At 61.4% G+C, this 16,811-nt stretch carries 15 protein-coding genes and 1 pseudogene; 9 read left to right on the top strand and 7 right to left on the bottom strand.

The genetic code is table 11. From position 1 onward, the window contains the following. The first annotated feature begins 15 nt into the window (after nt 1–15). Nucleotides 16–1,086, top strand: a complete 1,071-nt coding sequence (locus R2B70_RS07060; RefSeq protein WP_318162976.1) for an AI-2E family transporter — start codon at nt 16–18, stop codon at nt 1,084–1,086. A gap of 240 nt (nt 1,087–1,326) precedes the next feature. Continuing rightward, entirely contained in the window at nt 1,327–2,136 is an 810-nt protein-coding gene (locus tag R2B70_RS07055; RefSeq protein ID WP_318162975.1) for a MipA/OmpV family protein, read from the top strand. Between the two features lie 71 nt (nt 2,137–2,207). Here R2B70_RS07055 and R2B70_RS07050 read toward each other — a convergent pair whose 3' ends face one another. Then, on the bottom strand, nt 2,208–3,017 hold the full coding sequence (locus tag R2B70_RS07050) for an alpha/beta fold hydrolase (RefSeq protein ID WP_318162974.1): 810 nt from the start codon (nt 3,015–3,017) through the stop codon (nt 2,208–2,210). Between the two features lie 178 nt (nt 3,018–3,195). Between R2B70_RS07050 and ppk2 the strand changes: the two genes are divergently transcribed. Further along, nucleotides 3,196–4,035 carry a polyphosphate kinase 2 gene (ppk2, locus tag R2B70_RS07045; RefSeq protein WP_042077015.1) on the top strand — a complete coding sequence of 280 codons (840 nt, stop codon included), beginning with the start codon at nt 3,196–3,198 and terminating at the stop codon, nt 4,033–4,035. Nucleotides 4,036–4,241: 206 nt separating this feature from the next. Here ppk2 and R2B70_RS07040 read toward each other — a convergent pair whose 3' ends face one another. The 5 genes from R2B70_RS07040 to yejK all read right to left on the bottom strand — a co-directional run bounded on the left by R2B70_RS07040 (nt 4,242) and on the right by yejK (nt 10,810). Continuing rightward, on the bottom strand, nt 4,242–5,378 hold the full coding sequence (locus R2B70_RS07040) for a sn-glycerol-3-phosphate ABC transporter ATP-binding protein UgpC (protein WP_318162973.1): 1,137 nt from the start codon (nt 5,376–5,378) through the stop codon (nt 4,242–4,244). Nucleotides 5,379–5,541: 163 nt separating this feature from the next. Continuing rightward, nucleotides 5,542–6,432: a maltose ABC transporter permease MalG gene (malG, locus tag R2B70_RS07035; RefSeq protein ID WP_010674251.1), complete on the bottom strand. Its 891-nt coding sequence runs from the start codon at nt 6,430–6,432 to the stop codon at nt 5,542–5,544. 12 nt (nt 6,433–6,444) lie between these two features. Continuing rightward, on the bottom strand, nt 6,445–8,100 hold the full coding sequence (malF, locus tag R2B70_RS07030) for a maltose ABC transporter permease MalF (RefSeq protein ID WP_042077019.1): 1,656 nt from the start codon (nt 8,098–8,100) through the stop codon (nt 6,445–6,447). 71 nt (nt 8,101–8,171) lie between these two features. Next, a complete protein-coding gene (gene malE, locus R2B70_RS07025; protein ID WP_042077020.1) occupies nt 8,172–9,353 on the bottom strand; it encodes a maltose/maltodextrin ABC transporter substrate-binding protein MalE in 1,182 nt (393 codons plus the stop codon). A 395-nt stretch (nt 9,354–9,748) separates the two neighbouring features. Further along, nucleotides 9,749–10,810: a nucleoid-associated protein YejK gene (yejK, locus tag R2B70_RS07020; RefSeq protein ID WP_042077022.1), complete on the bottom strand. Its 1,062-nt coding sequence runs from the start codon at nt 10,808–10,810 to the stop codon at nt 9,749–9,751. Between the two features lie 73 nt (nt 10,811–10,883). Here yejK and R2B70_RS07015 point away from each other — a divergent pair, with 73 nt between their 5' ends. The 6 genes and pseudogenes from R2B70_RS07015 (at nt 10,884) to hdfR (ending at nt 15,501) form a co-directional block, all read left to right on the top strand. Further along, nucleotides 10,884–11,111, top strand: a complete 228-nt coding sequence (locus R2B70_RS07015) for a YejL family protein (RefSeq protein ID WP_042077023.1) — start codon at nt 10,884–10,886, stop codon at nt 11,109–11,111. 43 nt (nt 11,112–11,154) lie between these two features. Then, nucleotides 11,155–13,002, top strand: a complete 1,848-nt coding sequence (locus tag R2B70_RS07010) for a DUF3413 domain-containing protein (RefSeq protein WP_318162972.1) — start codon at nt 11,155–11,157, stop codon at nt 13,000–13,002. 84 nt (nt 13,003–13,086) lie between these two features. Next, nucleotides 13,087–13,285: pseudogene (locus tag R2B70_RS07005) on the top strand (hypothetical protein); the annotation flags it as partial. 194 nt (nt 13,286–13,479) lie between these two features. Further along, complete coding sequence (gene eco, locus R2B70_RS07000) at nt 13,480–13,962, top strand: serine protease inhibitor ecotin (protein WP_005328180.1); 483 nt, start codon at nt 13,480–13,482, stop codon at nt 13,960–13,962. 292 nt (nt 13,963–14,254) lie between these two features. Next, nucleotides 14,255–14,611, top strand: a complete 357-nt coding sequence (locus R2B70_RS06995) for a DUF413 domain-containing protein (RefSeq protein ID WP_042077029.1) — start codon at nt 14,255–14,257, stop codon at nt 14,609–14,611. Continuing rightward, nucleotides 14,611–15,501: an HTH-type transcriptional regulator HdfR gene (hdfR, locus tag R2B70_RS06990; protein ID WP_042077031.1), complete on the top strand. Its 891-nt coding sequence runs from the start codon at nt 14,611–14,613 to the stop codon at nt 15,499–15,501. The genes R2B70_RS06995 and hdfR overlap by 1 nt, the downstream gene beginning before the upstream one ends. A 74-nt stretch (nt 15,502–15,575) precedes the next feature. Here hdfR and tyrA read toward each other — a convergent pair whose 3' ends face one another. Then, nucleotides 15,576–16,715: a bifunctional chorismate mutase/prephenate dehydrogenase gene (gene tyrA / locus R2B70_RS06985; RefSeq protein ID WP_216989950.1), complete on the bottom strand. Its 1,140-nt coding sequence runs from the start codon at nt 16,713–16,715 to the stop codon at nt 15,576–15,578. Between the last annotated feature and the right edge of the window lie 96 nt (nt 16,716–16,811).

Genomic DNA, 16,811 nt, shown 5'->3' with positions numbered 1-16,811 from the left:
TTCAAGGAAGCCTCGATGTTAGATGTATTGAAGCGCTGGTATCAGACCCGTTTTTCCGACCCGGATGCCGTCACCCTCTTCCTGCTGCTGGTGTTCTGCTTCGCGGTGCTCTGGCTGTTCGGCGATCTGCTGGCACCGCTCCTGGTGGCGCTGGTGATGGCCTACCTGCTGGAGTGGCCGGTCAGCCGCCTGCAACGCACCGGGCTCTCCCGCACCCTGGCCACCAGTCTGGTGCTGCTGCTGTTCATCACGGTGACCACCATGATGCTGCTGGGCCTCATTCCGACGCTGGTGAGCCAGGGCGTCAACCTGGCCAAGGAGGCGCCGTCCATGCTCGCCCATGCCCAGGACTATGTGCGCACCCTGCCGGAAAAATACCCCGAGATCATCGACGTCAGCCTGGTCGAGACCATCATCGACAACATCCGCCAGCGCATCCTGACCGGGGGCGAGCAGTTGGTGAGCGCCTCCCTCAGCTCCCTCATCAACGTGGTGGCCATCCTCATCTACGCCATCCTGGTGCCACTGATGGTGTTCTTCATGCTCAAGGACAAGCAGGTGCTGATGGGCGGCCTGCGCCGCTTCCTGCCCCGCAACCGCACCCTGGTCAACCGGGTCTGGGTGGAGATGAATGACCAGATCATCAACTACATCCGCGGCAAGGTGATCGAGATCCTCATCGTCGGGGTGGCCACTTACATCCCCTTCGCCCTGATGGGGCTGCGCTACTCGGTGCTGCTGGCGGTGGCGGTCGGCTTCTCCGTGCTCATCCCCTACATAGGGGCGGTGGCGGTGACCGTGCCCGTCGCCATGGTGGCCCTGTTCCAGTGGGGCCTGACCCCCGACTTCGCCTGGCTGATGGTGGCCTATCTGGTCATTCAGGCCCTGGACGGCAACCTGCTGGTGCCCCTGCTCTTCTCCGAGGCGGTCAACCTGCACCCGGTGGCCATCATCGTTGCCGTGCTGGTGTTTGGCGGCCTGTGGGGCTTCTGGGGAGTCTTCTTCGCCATCCCCCTGGCCACCCTGGTGAAAGCCGTGCTCAACGCCTGGCCCAAGCGGGACGATCAGCCCCGTCCCACCCCCTGATGCAGAGGGAGGCGCAAGCCTCTCTTTCTTATCCAGGCCCCTCTCTATTCCCCTTCGCCACCTTGGTTGCCGCCACGCAGGACGACTCTCGGGGTCAATGGGCGCCTCCTCGCGCCATCCCAGGACCTCCGCGTCATTTTTTTGCTATCAACTTGAATTGACAATGGAAACAGGCTTCACTGACGGCATCCGCGGCAGTATTCTCTGCCCCGTTCCAGCCCAGATTCAAAGGATCTCTCCATGCCCCCTGTTCGCGCCCTGCGCCACGCGCCCCTCGGCTGTCTGCTGGCCCTGCTGTTCACCGTCCCCGTCCGGGCCGAGATCGATCTCGGCTCCCTCGACATCTTCGTGCAGGACAGCCCCACCAGCCCTGTGCCCAAGGGGCTGGTGCTGGGCGGCGCCGTCATCGGCGGGGATGCCCGCTACCAGGGGCAGGACGACACCGCCCTCGCGGTGCCGGGCGCCGTCTACTTCGGCGATCGGTTCATGTTCCTCGGGGACAGGGCCCGCTACTACTTCCACAAGGAGGACAACTTCGCCGCCTACGGCTATGGCCGGGTGCGATTCGGCAACCTGGATCCCGACGATGCCCCCGAGCTCGCGGGCATGGAGGAGCGCGAGTGGGAGCTGGAGGGGGGCGTCGGCGCCAGCCTCATCACCCCCTACGCCCTGCTCAGCACCCGCATCAGCACGGACGTGACCGGGACCAGCAACGGCCAGGAGTGGCTGCTGTGGGCCGACTTTCCCATCATTCGCGACAAGCTGCTCATCATGCCCGGCATGGGGGTGATGATCCGCAGCGACAAGATGGCGAACTACTACTTCGGCGGCGTCTCGGGCAGCGAGGCCAGGGCTCAGCGCGCCGAGTGGGACACGGGCACCACCCTCTCCCCCATGGCCGCCATCATCACCAGCTACCGTTTCAGCCCCCACTGGATCGGTATGTTTGCCGCCAACTACGAGCGCTACGACAAGGACATCGCCAACAGCCCCATAGTCCAGCACGATGGCGAGCTCTACGCGGGCTTCGGCATCGGCTATATCTGGTAACCCGGATCTGCTGGCGAAGCCAACCAACAAGAAGGGAGCCCAAGGCTCCCTTCTTTGTCATTGACGGGCCGTCACCACGTTCCGATCGCGGCCAGAAACTCGGCCAGCGCCCGGTTGACGAACGCCGGGTTCTCCAAGGTCGAGATATGGCCGGCGGCCGGGATCTCCCTGAAGGAACAGCCCAGCACCTCGGCCATCAGGTAACCCTCCAGCACAGGGCGGGCCTTGTCCTCGCAGCCTGTCATCACCAGCGCGGGCAGCGCCATCTCCTCCAGCCAGTCGATGCGATCCTCCCGGGTCACGAAGGCGCGCCCCACCGCCACCAGGCTCGCCACCTTGTCGACCGGCCAGGCGGCGAGCCGCCCCTTGAAGCCGTCCATCAGGGCGGCATCGGGTTGATGGGCAAAGAAGAGCGGCGCCACCTGCTCGACGATGGGGGCGGGTATGCTCCCCAACTGCTCGATGGCGGCCAGCATGGCGAGGTAGCGCTCGCAGGTGATCTGGGGCTCGAGGCCGACGAAGCTGTCCATCAGCACCAGCCCCTTGATGCGCCCGGGCGCCATGCGCGCCAGCTCCACCCCCCACATGCCGCCGATGGAGAGCCCTACCAGCACGACGTCGTCGACACCGAGGGCGTCGAGCAAGGCCAGATGATCCCGGGCCAGGGTCGCTAGGGTGCAGGGGCCGTCCGGCGTGGCATCGGAATCCCCATGGCCCCAGAGCTCGGGCACGATGCAGCGATACTGCCCCTTGAGGGCCTCCACTTGCGGCGCCCACATGGCGCTGTCCCACAGGTAGCTGTGGCCCAGCAGCAGCACCGGGCCCTGCCCCTCGTCCAGATAGGCCATCCGGCGACCCGCTACCTCCATAAACTGCTTCATGTTTTCTCCTGTTGCCAACTGAGATGATGAGACGGCTGTGCAAATCGCCATCAATGGCGTCATGTTTTTCTATTGCCAGCGGCTGACGGGGCGGCAGTGTATCACGCCTCCCTTGGCAGAGGGGCCGGCCTGGTGCAAGCTGGAGTGACTCACAAGAGGACTCATCAAGGAGAGGCCGATGGCCAAGGAGAAGAGCAAGAAGCGCCCCCGTCTGGACAAGAAGAGCTACGAGCACCACCTCGCCCACCTGCAGGAGGAGCTGGTCAAGCTGCAGGAGTGGGTCAAGCAGGAGGGGCTGAAAGTCGTGGTGCTGTTCGAGGGGCGGGATGCCGCCGGCAAGGGGGGCGTCATCAAGGCGATCACCGAGCCCCTCAACCCCCGGGTCTGCCGGGTCACCGCCCTGCCCGCGCCATCGGACAGGGAGCGCACCCAGTGGTATTTCCAGCGCTACGTGGCCCACCTGCCCGCCGCCGGCGAGATGGTGCTGTTCGACCGCTCCTGGTACAACCGGGCCGGGGTCGAGCGGGTGATGGGCTTTTGCAGCGACGACGAGTACCGCGAATTCCTGCGCGCCTGCCCCGAATTCGAGCGGATGCTGATCCGAGCCGGCATCACCCTCATCAAGTACTGGTTCTCGGTCAGCGACGAGGAGCAGGAGAAGCGCTTCAAGGAGCGGATCAACACCCCCATCAAGCGCTGGAAGTTCAGTCCCATGGACCTGCAGTCCCGCTCCCGCTGGGTGGAGTACTCCCGCGCCAAGGACGACATGTTCACCTACACGGACACGCAAGACAGTCCCTGGTTCGTGGTGGAGGCGGACGACAAGCGCCGTGCCCGCCTCAACTGCATCTCCCACCTGCTCGGCAAGGTACCCTACGAGGCGATCCACTACGAGCCCATCAAGCTGCCCCCCATCAAGACCGAGGGTTATGAACGCCCCCCTCTCTCCAGCCAGCACTTCGTACCTGACGTCACCGCCGGGTTCGACGCCGGGAAAGAGGCGAGAAAGGAGGCGTGACCAGGTGCCGCCCGGTCCGCCGGGCGAGCCCCTGGGCATTTCCCATCAAGATCAGGGGCATCAACGCCCTCCTCTCTCCAGCCCAGGCCAGCCAAACCCGCTGCCGCCCCCACCAGTCCCGAACGGCAGGCAATAAAAAGCCGGTCTTGCGACCGGCAAAAGGCATTGAACATGAAGAAAGGAAAACCTAGGCATCCTGACCGCGATCAGGTGCGGATATATTTGGCGGTGCGCGGAAACGCCTGCTCTTTGGCATCGAACAGGTAGCAGGCCTCGGCCGGAATGCCGACGCTGTACTCCTGGCCGGTGGCCACGTCCACGTCGGAACTCGCCTTGACGGTGAAGTCGTGGCCACCCACGTCCATGTAGACGAAAGACTCCGCCCCCAGGTGCTCGGCCACCTGCACCACGCCGCTCACCCGGCTGTCGGCATGGGCATGGCCCAGCGGCACCAGGTGCTCGGGACGAATGCCCAGCTCCACCTTGTCACCCACGGCGCCGCGGCGGGCATCCACCCGCACCCGCACGCTGTCGCCCGTGGTCAGCTTGACCACGGCTTCCCGCTCGCCGATCTCCACCAGCTCGCCCGCCAGGAAGTTCATCTTGGGGGAGCCGATGAAGCCAGCCACGAACTTGTTGTCCGGGTTGTGGTAGAGCTCGAGCGGGGTGCCGAACTGCTCCAGGTTGGTGGCCGCCTCGCCCTTGAGCGGGCTCAGCACCACGATGCGGTTGGCCAGGGTCATGGCCTCCACCTGGTCGTGGGTCACGTAGATGATGGTGGAGTTGAGCTCCTTGTGCAGCTTGGCGATCTCGATGCGCATCTTGACCCGCAGGGCCGCATCCAGGTTGGAGAGCGGTTCGTCAAACAGGAACACCTGGGGCTGCTGCACTATGCTGCGGCCGATGGCGACCCGCTGGCGCTGACCGCCGGAGAGGGCCTTGGGCTTGCGCTCCAAGAGCGGCTCCAACCCCAGGATCTCGGCGGCGCGCATCACCCGCTTGTGGATGCTCTCCTTGTCCATCTTCTTGAGCTTGAGGCCGAAGGCCATGTTCTCGTAGATGTTCATGTGCGGGTAGAGGGCGTAAGACTGGAACACCATGCCCACGTTGCGCTCCACCGGCGGCACGTCGTTCATGTAGCGACCGCCTATGGTCAGCTCGCCGCTGGTGATGTCTTCCAGACCCGCGATCATCCGCAGCAGGGTGGACTTGCCGCAGCCGGACGGGCCGACGAAGACGATGAACTCCCCTTCCTTGATGTCGAGGTTGATGCTGCGCAGGGTGTCCTTGTGGACAGCCGGGTCGTAATTTTTGCGAACGTTGTTGAGTACTACTTCAGCCATGTCGAGCTCCGCTCTTGAATCTTTGCAAATCGTGATGGCGGGGGGAGTCGGCTCCCCCGGCCATTAACCGTTAACCTTTCACACCGCCTGCGGTCAGACCGCCCACCAGCCAGCCCTGAGGTAGACCAGCAGGAACACCTTGGTGCAGGCAGCGTGGCGCCACTTAACCTTTCACACCACCGGCGGTGAGGCCACCGACTAACCAGCGCTGCGCCAGCAGGAACACGACTGTGATGGGGAAGCCTGACAGCACGGCGGCCGCCGCGAAGTCACCCCACAGGTAGTTCTGCGGATAGAGGTACTGCTGGGCACCGACCGCCAGGGTCAGGTTGTTCACATCCTGCAGCAGAATGGAGGCCATGGGCACCTCGGTAATGGAACCGATGAAGGCCAGGATGAACACCACCGCCAGGATGGGCACCGACAGGGGCAGCAGGATCAGCCTGAACGCCTGCCACGGGGTAGCACCGTCGATGGCCGCCGCTTCCTCCAGGGAGGAGTCGATGGTCTCGAAGTAGCCCTTGATGGTCCAGACGTGCAGGGCGATGCCCCCCATGTAGGCCAGGATCAGGCCGCCATGGGTGTTGAGCCCGAGCCAGGGAATGTAGTCACCGATCTTGTTGAACAGGGCATAGATGGCCACCAGGGCCAGCACCGCCGGGAACATCTGGAAGATCAGCATGCCCTGCAGGATGGTGGACTTGCCACGAAAACGCAGGCGGGCGAAGGCGTAGGCACAGGTGGTGGAGAGCACCACTATCATCAGGGCGGTGATGCCCGCGACCTTGATGGAGTTCCACAGCCAGGTCAGCACCGGGAACGGCGGCGGCGTGATGCTGCCGTCGGCGTTGGTGATGGACATGCCGAGCGCCAGCTTCCAGTGATCCAGGGTCGGATTGGTGGGGATGATCTCCCCCACCGAGAAGTTGCCGTTACGGAACGAGATGGCGATGACCATGATCAGCGGGAAGATGATCAGTGCCAGGAAGCCCCACATCACCAGGTGGGTTGCCCACACCCGGTATTTCACTGATTTGGGTTGTACGATTGCCATGTTGAAGCCTCCTTACAGTTGCTTGTCGGCTTTGGACAATTTCAGGTTGAGCAAGGCCAGCGCACCCACGATGAGGAAGATGGCGGTGGCGATGGCACTGGCCAGACCGTAGTCCTGACCACCCGAGCCCTGGAACGCGATCCGGTAGGTGTAGCTCACCAGCAGGTCGGTGGTCCCGGCCGGCGTGGTGGCCCCGATGATGTCCGGCGCCCCGTTCGTCAACAACTGGATAAGCACGAAGTTGTTGAAGTTGAAGGCAAAGGATGCGATCAGCAGGGGTGTCAGCGGCTTCATCAACAGCGGTACCGTGATCTTGAAGAAGTTCTGTACCGGACCTGCACCGTCCATGGCGGACGCCTCATAGAGATCTTCCGGGATGGCCTTGAGCAGGCCCATGCAGAGGATCATCATGTAGGGGTAGCCGAGCCAGGTGTTGACGATGAGGATCATCACCTTGGCCAGGAAGGGGTTGGTGTACCAGTCGGGCTTGATGCCGAACGCCGCTTCCAGGAACAGGTTGATCTCGCCGAAGTTCTGGTTAAACAGACCCTTGAACACCAGGATGGAGATGAACGCCGGTATCGCATAGGGCAGGATCAGCATGACCCGGTAGAAGCCACGGCCCTTGAGCTGCTCCCACTGCACCAGACACGCCAACACCATGCCGATGGCCAGGGTGAAGGCGACCGAGCAGGCGGAGAAGATCACGGTCCAGACGAAGATCTGCATGAAGGGACCCTGGATGCCCGGATCCGTCATGATGCGCATGAAGTTCTTCCACCCCACGCTCACCACGAAACCCGGGGCTATGCCCTTGCCGACGAAGTGGCCTTCCGCGTCTATGTACTGGTAGAAACCGGTGTCGCCGTTGGGCAGCATCAGCTCGCCGCTCTGGTTGTCACGCAGCAGGTTGCTGTCCTTGATCATGACGCCGGACTTGAGCACGACGCCGTCCACCAGCTGGGTATAGAGCTGCTTCTGGGCGGCAAACTTGCGCAGGCTGCTCAGGGTCAGGTGGATGTTGCCATCGGGCAGCACCAGATCCAGGGCACTCAGGTGAGTGCGATGATCGACGATGGCCCGGATGGGCGCCACCTGGTCGATGGCCTCCCCGTTGAGGGGCTGCAACTGAACAACCTGTGGCTCGTCATGAACCCGGCCCTCGCGGACAGCCAGTTCACGTGCCTTGTTGTTCGACAGAGTAAGGGGTTGACTGATAAAGGATTGGTCGTCCTGTTGCAGCAGCAGCTGAAACTGATTGTTCTCACCACCCAAGAGGGTGAAATCGAATTCACCGCCCGCCACCTTATAGGTCTTTTTCAGATGGTAATCCCGAGCCTGTTCGAGGGAGAGCAGGTTGGATCCCGAATAGTTGGTGAAGGCGATGCCGATCGTGTAGGCAAGAGGGAAGATGATAAAAACAACCATGCCTGCCACACCGGGGAAAATATAGCGGTGGGCATAGGTCTTCTTGTTCATGAAGACATAGAGACCGACGGAAACGACCACCAGATCGAGCAGGGCAAAGACCCACTCGCCGCTGGCATACATCATCACGGCCGCATAACCATTAAGCACTGCGATCAGTGCCGCCATGGTCCACTTCAGCCAGACGTACTTGTCTTTCTTCGGACCGGCATAGGATTCGATAGAAGGTACTACTTCCATGCCAATTAACCTTTATTGCGCCAAGAGAGATTGGAGAGAGTGGGAGGCCCGAAGGCCTCCCTGATACGTGCTTACTGGACGATACGCTTGGCAGCGGTATCCAGGGCTTCGTCAACGCTCTGACGACCAGAGGTGACGTTCTTGAGGGCTGTTTCGAAGGAGGACCAGAAACGGCTCATCTCGGGCACGGACGGCATCGGCTCGCCGTTCTGGGCGTTCTGCATGGTGGCCTTGATGTTGGGGTCCGCTTCCAGGGTCTTCTGGAAGGACTTCAGGGCCACGGCACCCAACGGCTTGTCGGCGTTCACCGGCGCCAGACCGGCATCGGTCAGCAGGTAGTTTTCCAGGAACTCGATGGCCAGATCCTTGTTCGGGCTGGCGGCGTTGATGGTGGCACCGAGGACGCCGACGAAGGCTTTGGCCGGGTTACCCTTCAGGGTCGGCAGCGGTGCTACGCCGTACTTGATGCCGCTCTTGTCCAGGTTGCTCCAGGCCCAGGGACCGTTGATCATCATGGCCACTTCGCCCTTGTTGAACTTGGCATCCATGACACCGTAGTCGATACCCTTCTCCAGGTGACCGGACTTGATCATCTCGGAGATGTAGCCGACACCGGCCTTGGCACCCGCGTTGGCCACGCCGGTGTCTTTCACGTCATAACCGGTAGCGGTCTTCTTGAAGGCATAACCACCGTTGGCAGCCACCAGCGGGTAGCTGAAGTAGGGGGTGTCATAGGCCCACATGATGGCACGCTTGCCATTTTTCTTCAGCTCTTCGTCGATCTTGGCGATCTCTTCGAAGGTCTTCGGCGGGTTGGGCAACAGATCCTTGTTGTAAATCAGGCTGACGGCTTCGACCGCGACCGGATAGCCGTAGGTCTTGCCATCGACGGTCATGGCATCCCAGGCGAACTGCTCGAACTTGGCCTTGGTGGCGGCGTTCGGGGTCACGGGCACCAGCAGACCGGACTTGACCCACTCACCGTAACGGTCGTGAGCCCAGAAGAAGATGTCCGGGCCGTTGCCGGTAGCGGCGGCTTGCTGGAATTTCACTTCAACCTGATCCGGGTGAGCCACGGTCACCTTGATGCCGGTCTCGGCTTCGAACTTCTTGCCGACTTCGGCCAGGCCGTTGTAGCCCTTGTCACCGTTGATCCAGATGGTCAGCTGACCTTCATCAATCGCGGCAGTGGCAGAGCAAGCCACGCCCAGGGTAGCCAGACCGATCAGGGATGACAGCAATTTCTTTTTCATGAGCCTTTCCTTGTATTAGTTCCGCGCTGTAAGAGCATTGTGTGCGAGATGAATATTATCCCAAGCGTTCAATGCCTCACATGACACGCCTCGCATTTTTGAAATGCAATTACGTATTTTCTTCCAGAAAGTTATGAAAACATTTTCTTATTTCAGCGACTTAACGAGAGTTCCCCCCATATTTTTGCCAAGATACGGAAATAAAATTACCGAAAAGAAATAAATTTACACCAATGAAAGGGATTTCATCCCACTGAAAACCCTTTCATTCCGATTATTTTGTTTAATGTGTTAACAAAAGTACTGCAACGGTTTCCAGCTTCATCACCCCTTAAATAAAAAGGCACCGGAGCGGACTCCGGTGCCTTTTTGCAAAAAATGATGGGTGGATCACATTACGACTGGCGCAGCAGCTGATCCTTGAGGTTGGGCGGTACCCCCCTGATGGTCAGGGTATCTGTCTGGGGATCGTAGAAGATCCGGCTGTTCAGCAATTTCTGCTCGAAGCTCAGGGTCAGGCCGCCACCGGAGCCGACGAACTTGGTCAACCCGCGCAGGGTGGACCTGTCCGCCGGGAAACGCTCCTCCAGCTCGTATTCCTGGCCGATGAAGCTGTAGAAATCGAGGTCGCCCTCTCCCGCCTCTTTTGAGGAGAGCTCCGCCGACAACTCCCTGATCTCGATCTCCTCGCCGGCACTGGCCTGCTCGGTGCAATATTTGAAGACCTGCTTCTTGTAGTCGTTGCGTTCGGCCGGCTCGAGCTGGCGGCTGTCGCAATAATCGTCCACCGCCTGCAACAGGCCCTTATTCTGCACCTTGGCGTCCATGCCCTCTCGGGCACCCAGCAGATCCATGAAGAAATCCCCCAGTTTGCGGCCAACCCGCCCCTTGCTGAAGGTGATGTAGCGACGCGACTCCGGCTGGGTCTTCCATTCGGTGAGATCGATGCGAGCCACCAGGTTGAGCTTGCCGATGTCCAGATACTGGATGTGGCGCAGCTCCAGCGCCTCGCTGACAGTGACGCTCTCCTTGCCCTCCAGCAGGGCCACCATCAGATAGTCGACCCCCACATAGTTGTATTTGGCGATGAGCAACACCCCCTGCTCATCCAGGGCGTGCTCCACCAGCTGTTTGACCAGCATCTGGGTCAGGTTGACGGAGAAGGGAACGAACTCGGTCTGCTCGGCCAGCAGTTGCTCCAGGGCGATGCGAAAGGCGGGAGAGGGCTGCTTGGGGGCATCGATGCCCTCGGCCAGCTCGGCGACGGCGGCCTCGGGGTCGACGAAGAAGCCAAAGCCCTTGCCCCCCTTGCCGTTGTAGATGCGATGCAGTTCAGCCATCAGCCCCTGCACCGCCTCGTCGGCAGGCAGGGTCTGGCTGCGGGTATCGGCGTGGGGCTGGCCATCGTTGCCGGGCCGCAGGGAGTGAAGAATGATCTTGTCGATATCGAGACTCATGTCACAAAGCCATAGTGTTAGCCGAAAGGGTGAAGTATTATAAGGCGCTTTGAACCGAGATGAACCCAAGATTATGCCCATCGTATCAAAGTACAATAACGAGCAGTTTGACGCCCTGATGAACGACCTGATCACCGCCCTGGAGAAACACAAGGCGCCGGTGGATCTCAGTCTGATGGTGCTTGGCAACCTGACCACCAACATCATCAACGGCATGGCTCCGGCCCAGCGCCAGGCGATCACCGAGAAGTTCGTTCAGGCGCTCACCGCCTCGGTGGACCATCGCCGCGATGCGCATTGAGTTTCTTCGCATTCTTTGATGTTTTTCAAGCAGATGGATCATTATGGTCGAAACCGGCAACCCCTATCGTGATAATGTCTCTCGCCTGATCACCTGGGGGCATTGGTTCTCCTTCTTCAACATCATCCTGGCCATGCTGATCGCGACCCGCTACCTGGGTTCCATCAGCTGGCCGTCGACCACGCTCGGCGTCACTTATCTCATCATCAGCTGGATAGGCCATTTCTCGTTCCTGAGCTTCGTCACCTATCTGCTGACCATCTTCCCCTTGAGCTTCATCCTGCCAAGAGAGAAGCCGCTGCGCTTCATCTCGGCCATCATCGCCACCCTGGCGCTGGTGCTGCTGCTCATCGACACCCAGGTGTTCCAGCTGTTCAAGTTCCACTTGAACGGCCAGGTGTGGCAACTGCTGCTGGATCAGGCGCAGACCGAAGAGGGCTCTATCTGGAGCATCATCTTCGTCGCCGTGCCCACCATCTTCCTGCTGCAACTGCTGCTGTCGGCCTATGTATGGCGCAAGATCAACAAGCGCAAGCGCCGTCAGTACGGCAATCAGGTGGGGCTGGCCCTGCTGGTCTGCTTCATCCTGACCCACCTGGTCAACAGCTGGGCGGATGCGACCCTGTATCAGCCCATCACCATGCAACGGGCCAACTTCCCCCTCTCCTACCCCATGACCGCCAGGAGCTTCCTGGCCAAGCATGGCTGGCTGGATCTCGAACAGTACGAGAAGAAGGCGGAAAACCAGGGCAGTGCGGAGCACCGGCTGCTCTATCCGCTGCGCCCCCTCAGCGTGAACGCCCCGGGCGATCACAAGAACCTGCTGGTGGTGGTGGTCGACTCCCTGCGGGCGGACATGCTCAACAACATCAACATGCCCAATCTGCAGCGCTATGCGGATCAGCACATCAGTTTCCGCAACCACATGAGCGGCGGCAACGATGAGGCCATGGGGATGTTCAGCCTCTTCTACGGCCTGCCCGGCCACTATTACGGCGACATCCGCACCGACAAGCGTCCGCCCGTGCTGTTCGACGAGATGCTGCGCCAGGACTACCAGTTCGGCCTGTTCGGCGCGCTGGAAGATGCCAAGCAGTATCAGCAGAGCCTGCTCGCCGGCCTGCGCAAGCAGGTCTTCGTCTCGCGCCAGACCGACGACCGCCTGCTGATCGACGACTGGCAGCAGTGGCTCCACAACCGAACGGCGGACAGACCCTGGTTCTCCCTGGTCTATCTGTCGAGCCCGGGGGACTATCAGGTGCCTGCCAGCATCAAGGGCCCCTTCCAGCCCGAGCTGACCCGGTTCAACCCGGCCACCGCCTACAGGCCAGAGAATCTGCAGAAGCTGGAGAATCGCTACAAGAACGCGGTGTTCTACACCGACCAGCTGCTCGAACAGATGCTCTCGCAACTGCAGCAGCAGGGGCTCGGCGAGCAGACCATAGTCGTGGTCACCTCCAACCACGGTCAGGAGTTCAATGAGACCCAGAGCAACAGCTGGGGCTATGGCAGCAACTACTCCCCCTATCAGGTGCAGGTGCCCATGGTGCTGGCCTGGCCGGGCACCGAGAGCCAGATCCAGGAGCAGGCGAGCAGCCACCTGGATCTGGTGCCAACCCTGATGAAGGGCATGCTGGGGGTACGCAATCCGCCCCGCGACTACAGCACGGGGCGCAGCCTGTTCGATGCCAGCCCGCGCAACTGGCTGCTGGCGGGGGATCAGAACGATTTCGCCATCTATCAGGGCAACACCATCACCCAGTTCAACAAGCAGGGGGATTTCGAGCTGCTGGACCGCGACACCTATCGTCCCATCAAGCACGGTACTCCGAACATGGGCACCCTGATCCAGGTGATGAACGAGCTGAACCGCTTCTATCGCGCCCCCTGACCGGCGCAAGCCACCTGAGCGAGCCCGCCCCTTTGGCGGGCTTTTTATTGCCAGCACGCGGTGGCGACGAAGGCAACCTGCTAACAACCCGCATTGAACGAGATCATCTTCCCCCGCGGCCATGGCCGGGGACGGCAAGGCGGTGAACGACGGCTGCGTCTATCTCGGGTCGTCCACCCCCTTCCCCGCCGGCAAGACGGTGACCTATCTCGACATCACTAGCGCCTCCGTCGGCCTGCGCCCCCTCGGCGCTTGGGCCAAACAAGTCCTGTTGGTGAGGTAAACATCCATGACTGGGGCTCTTTCAGATCCCAGCTGGATAGGTGGCGGATGGCGACGGTGTGACCCTGGCCGTCAAAAAAGCATCAAATTGCGTCACTGCATGCCGGTTCAGGCAGGTTTTGCACCCCGGAGCGCTGGCATGAAACCCGCAGAGCGGTTAGTCTAGCGGCGTTGAACCAATCCCATGAGGTACAGATGAAAACCGTGTTGCGTTTTAGCCTGCTGGGCGCCTTGTTGTTGGGTGGCCATGCCTTCGCCGCCGAACCGAAAAAATTTGATATCAGCATGTTCCCCGCCGCCGAAGTGAACCAGGAACGTGTCGTGATCCGTCTGCCGGAAGTCGAGAACGAAGCCGACATGATGGTCGAACTGCAAGTCGGCAAGAAGATGCTGGTCGACTGCAACCTGCCGCGCTTCGCCGGCAACCTGGAACAGCACAGCGTCAAGGGCTGGGGCTACAACTACCTGACCCTGGGCCAGGTCTCCGGCCCCGTCAGCACCCTGATGGCCTGCCCGGATGGTCAGAAGAAGGAGAGCTTCGTCCAGATCTATGGTCAGGGCTTCTTCGTGAACTACAATTCCAAACTGCCCTTCGTCATCTATGTGCCCCAGGAGTATGAGGTGCGCTATCGTCTGTGGCGTGCCGACAACCTGGCCCAGCCAGCCATGATTGAGTGAGTTCAGGGCACTCAGGTTCAGCTCCGTCATGAAGAGACAAAAGGCGCCGTATGGCGCCTTATTTTTTCTGTTTTTACCCTGTCAGAACCGCTTTTTCCTGTATAAAAACTGACATAACTCCACTATTTTTCAGGATTTTTTGTGCAGCGCACCGCAAAATGCTCACTCGGGATGCGACAAACTCTTTTCGATAAAAGATATTTATTAACATAGTAAGAAAATTGATTTTGCACTCTGCGACGGCCTGATGATACTTGCCCGCAAAGGTCAAACTAACCAGAACAAGAGCACTATGAGCTTCGAATCAGACAAGCGTTTCAACGACTTCAAACATTTTCCCCGTGGCCTGCGTCGCAGTGGCGAATTCACCGTGGCCGAAGCGGACAGTCTGGAAAAATATGGCACCGTGATGCTGGCGCTCTATCAGGGCAACCAGGCCCCGCGTGATGACGTAGAAAGTGCCTTCATCGAACAGGTCAAGTCCGGCGCGGCCGGAAGCAATCCCCACGCCAAGGTGTGGTTCAAGTACCTGAAGGTTATTGGTCCCAAGCGCGTGCACCGTCTGTGCACAGTCGCAGGTGGCGCCAATGAAGATGCGGGCGGCAGCTTTGAGGGCGGTGGTGGCGGCAGCGACGAGTCCCTCGATTAATGGATACCGAGCTGCTTCGGACCTTCATCGAGGTCAGCAAAACCCGCCACTTCGGCCGGGCGGCTGAGAATCTCTACCTGACCCAGTCGGCGGTGAGCTTTCGGATCCGCCAGCTCGAGCAGCAACTCGGGGTCAGTCTGTTTGCCCGTCACCGCAACAACATTCGCCTGACCGCCTCCGGTGAGCGTCTGCTGCCCTATGCAGACGCCATCTTACATACCCTGGGCCGCGCCAAGCAGGACGTGGCCCTCTCCCCCGGTTTCAGCCAGCAGCTCGCCATCGGTGCCCCCGCCATCTTCTGGGAGCTCGATTTCAACGACTGGCTCAACCATGTCTATGCCCTGGCCCCCGGCCTCGCGGTGCGCCTCGAGACCGCCTCCCGCGAACACCTGTGCCGCCAGTTGCTGGAGCGCTCCCTCGATCTCGCCCTGCTCTCCGAGCCGACCAAGATCGACGAGATCGCCCTGCACCCCATCGGCGAGCTGGTGTTCGAGCTGGTGAGCCGGGAGCCGGCCGCCAGCGCCGACAGCCTGATGCAGATGCCCCATATCCACCTCGACTGGGGCACCAGCTTCGAGCCACCGTCGAGCCGGCTGCAGAGCCTGCAGAAGACCCCGGTGCTGCACTCGAGCTCCGCCAGCATGGCGCTGCAATTCGTGCTGGCCAACGGCGGGGCCGCCTACCTGCCAAGGCGCATGGTGAGCCCCTTCCTGGAGCAGGGGAAGCTGCATCTGGTGGAGGGAGGACAGGCCCTGAGCCGCCCGCTCTACCTCGCCTATCTGGAGAAATCCGATCGCCGGGAGCTCATCGATCAGCTGCTCACCCTGCCGCTTGGCTGGGATGACGCCGATCTGCGCCTGCCCGCCGCCGAGCCGGCCATCACCGTCTGATGGGATGCCGGATATGCTGCCAGCAGCATGAGAAAAGGGGCCCAAGGGCCCCTTTTGCATAATATGCAGCGCACTCAGCCGTGATGGCGACGATCGTTGGCCTGCGCCAACAGGGTGCGGCTCTCGCGCAAAAACTCGTCCGCCCGCTCGCCGAAGAAGCCGGAGACCTGGCTGAACGCCTCGATAAAGCCCTCCCGATCCCCCCGCTCCAGCAGCCCCAGCGCCTCGCCGAAGTTCTGGTAGTAGCGGCGGATCATCGCCAGATTCTGCGGCGACGACAGTATGATGTCGGCGTAGAGGTGGGGATCCTGGGCGAACAGCCGTCCCACCATGGCCAGCTCCAGCCGGTAGATGGGGGAGCTCAACGCCAGCAGGCGATCGATGTTAGCCTGCTCGCGGGAGAGGTGCCAGCCGTAGGCGAAGGTGGCAAAGTGGCGCAGCGCCTGGATAAAGGTCATCGCCTCGTCGTGGGCCCTGGCCTCCACCTGCTGCAGCCGTGCCCCCCAGATGGTCATCTGATCCAGCAGCCACTGGCTGGCGGCGGGCTCGCGCCCCTGACAGCAGACGATCACCTGCTTGGCGAGGCTCGCCACGTCCGGCCCGAACATGGGGTGCAGCCCGAGGACCGGCCCCTGGTGTACCGCCAGCATGTGCTCGAGCGGAGCCGCCTTCACGCTGGTCACGTCCACCAGCAGGCAGTCCGCCGGCAGGTTGCCGAGCCGGTCGATCACCTCGCAGGTGACGTCGATGGGCACGGCCACCATCACCAGCCCGGCGCCGTGCAGGATCTCGTCTGCGCGCGGCCAGTCCGCCTGACCCAGGGTCTCGACCCGGTAGCCCGAGAGGCTGAACAGGTTGCCGAACAGGCGGCCGAGCTGGCCCTGACCCCCGATGATCACCACCTTGCCAAGCTCCGGCTTCATGCACTTGAAGTGGTGCTCCTTGTCGCTGGCGGATTCCAGAATATAGGACTCGCGCATCACCCGGCGCAGCACGTCTTCGATGAGATCGCCGGGCACCCCCAGGGCTTGCGCCTCCTCTCGGCGGCGGGCCAGCATGCTCGCCTCCCGATCCGGCGCGTAGATGGGCAGGCCGTGTCGGCTCTTCACTTCCCCCACTTCCCCCACCAGGGCGAGACGGGCGGCCAGCAGATCAATCAGCTGCTTGTCCACCGCATCTATTTTGTCCCTGAGGGCATTCAACTCTTCAGCCATATCCGGTCCCTGCGGCGCCGCCCGCAGCGACGCCCTGTGATTCAAGAGGCAACGAGGTGTCACCGCCTCGGCCGGTGGCACCTCGATTGTTCAATC

This window comes from Aeromonas sp. XH, from assembly GCF_033348475.1.
GTDB lineage: Bacteria > Pseudomonadota > Gammaproteobacteria > Enterobacterales > Aeromonadaceae > Aeromonas > Aeromonas sanarellii.
Note: the sequence above shows the minus strand (reverse complement) of the source record. Positions and strands in the feature narration are given on the sequence as shown.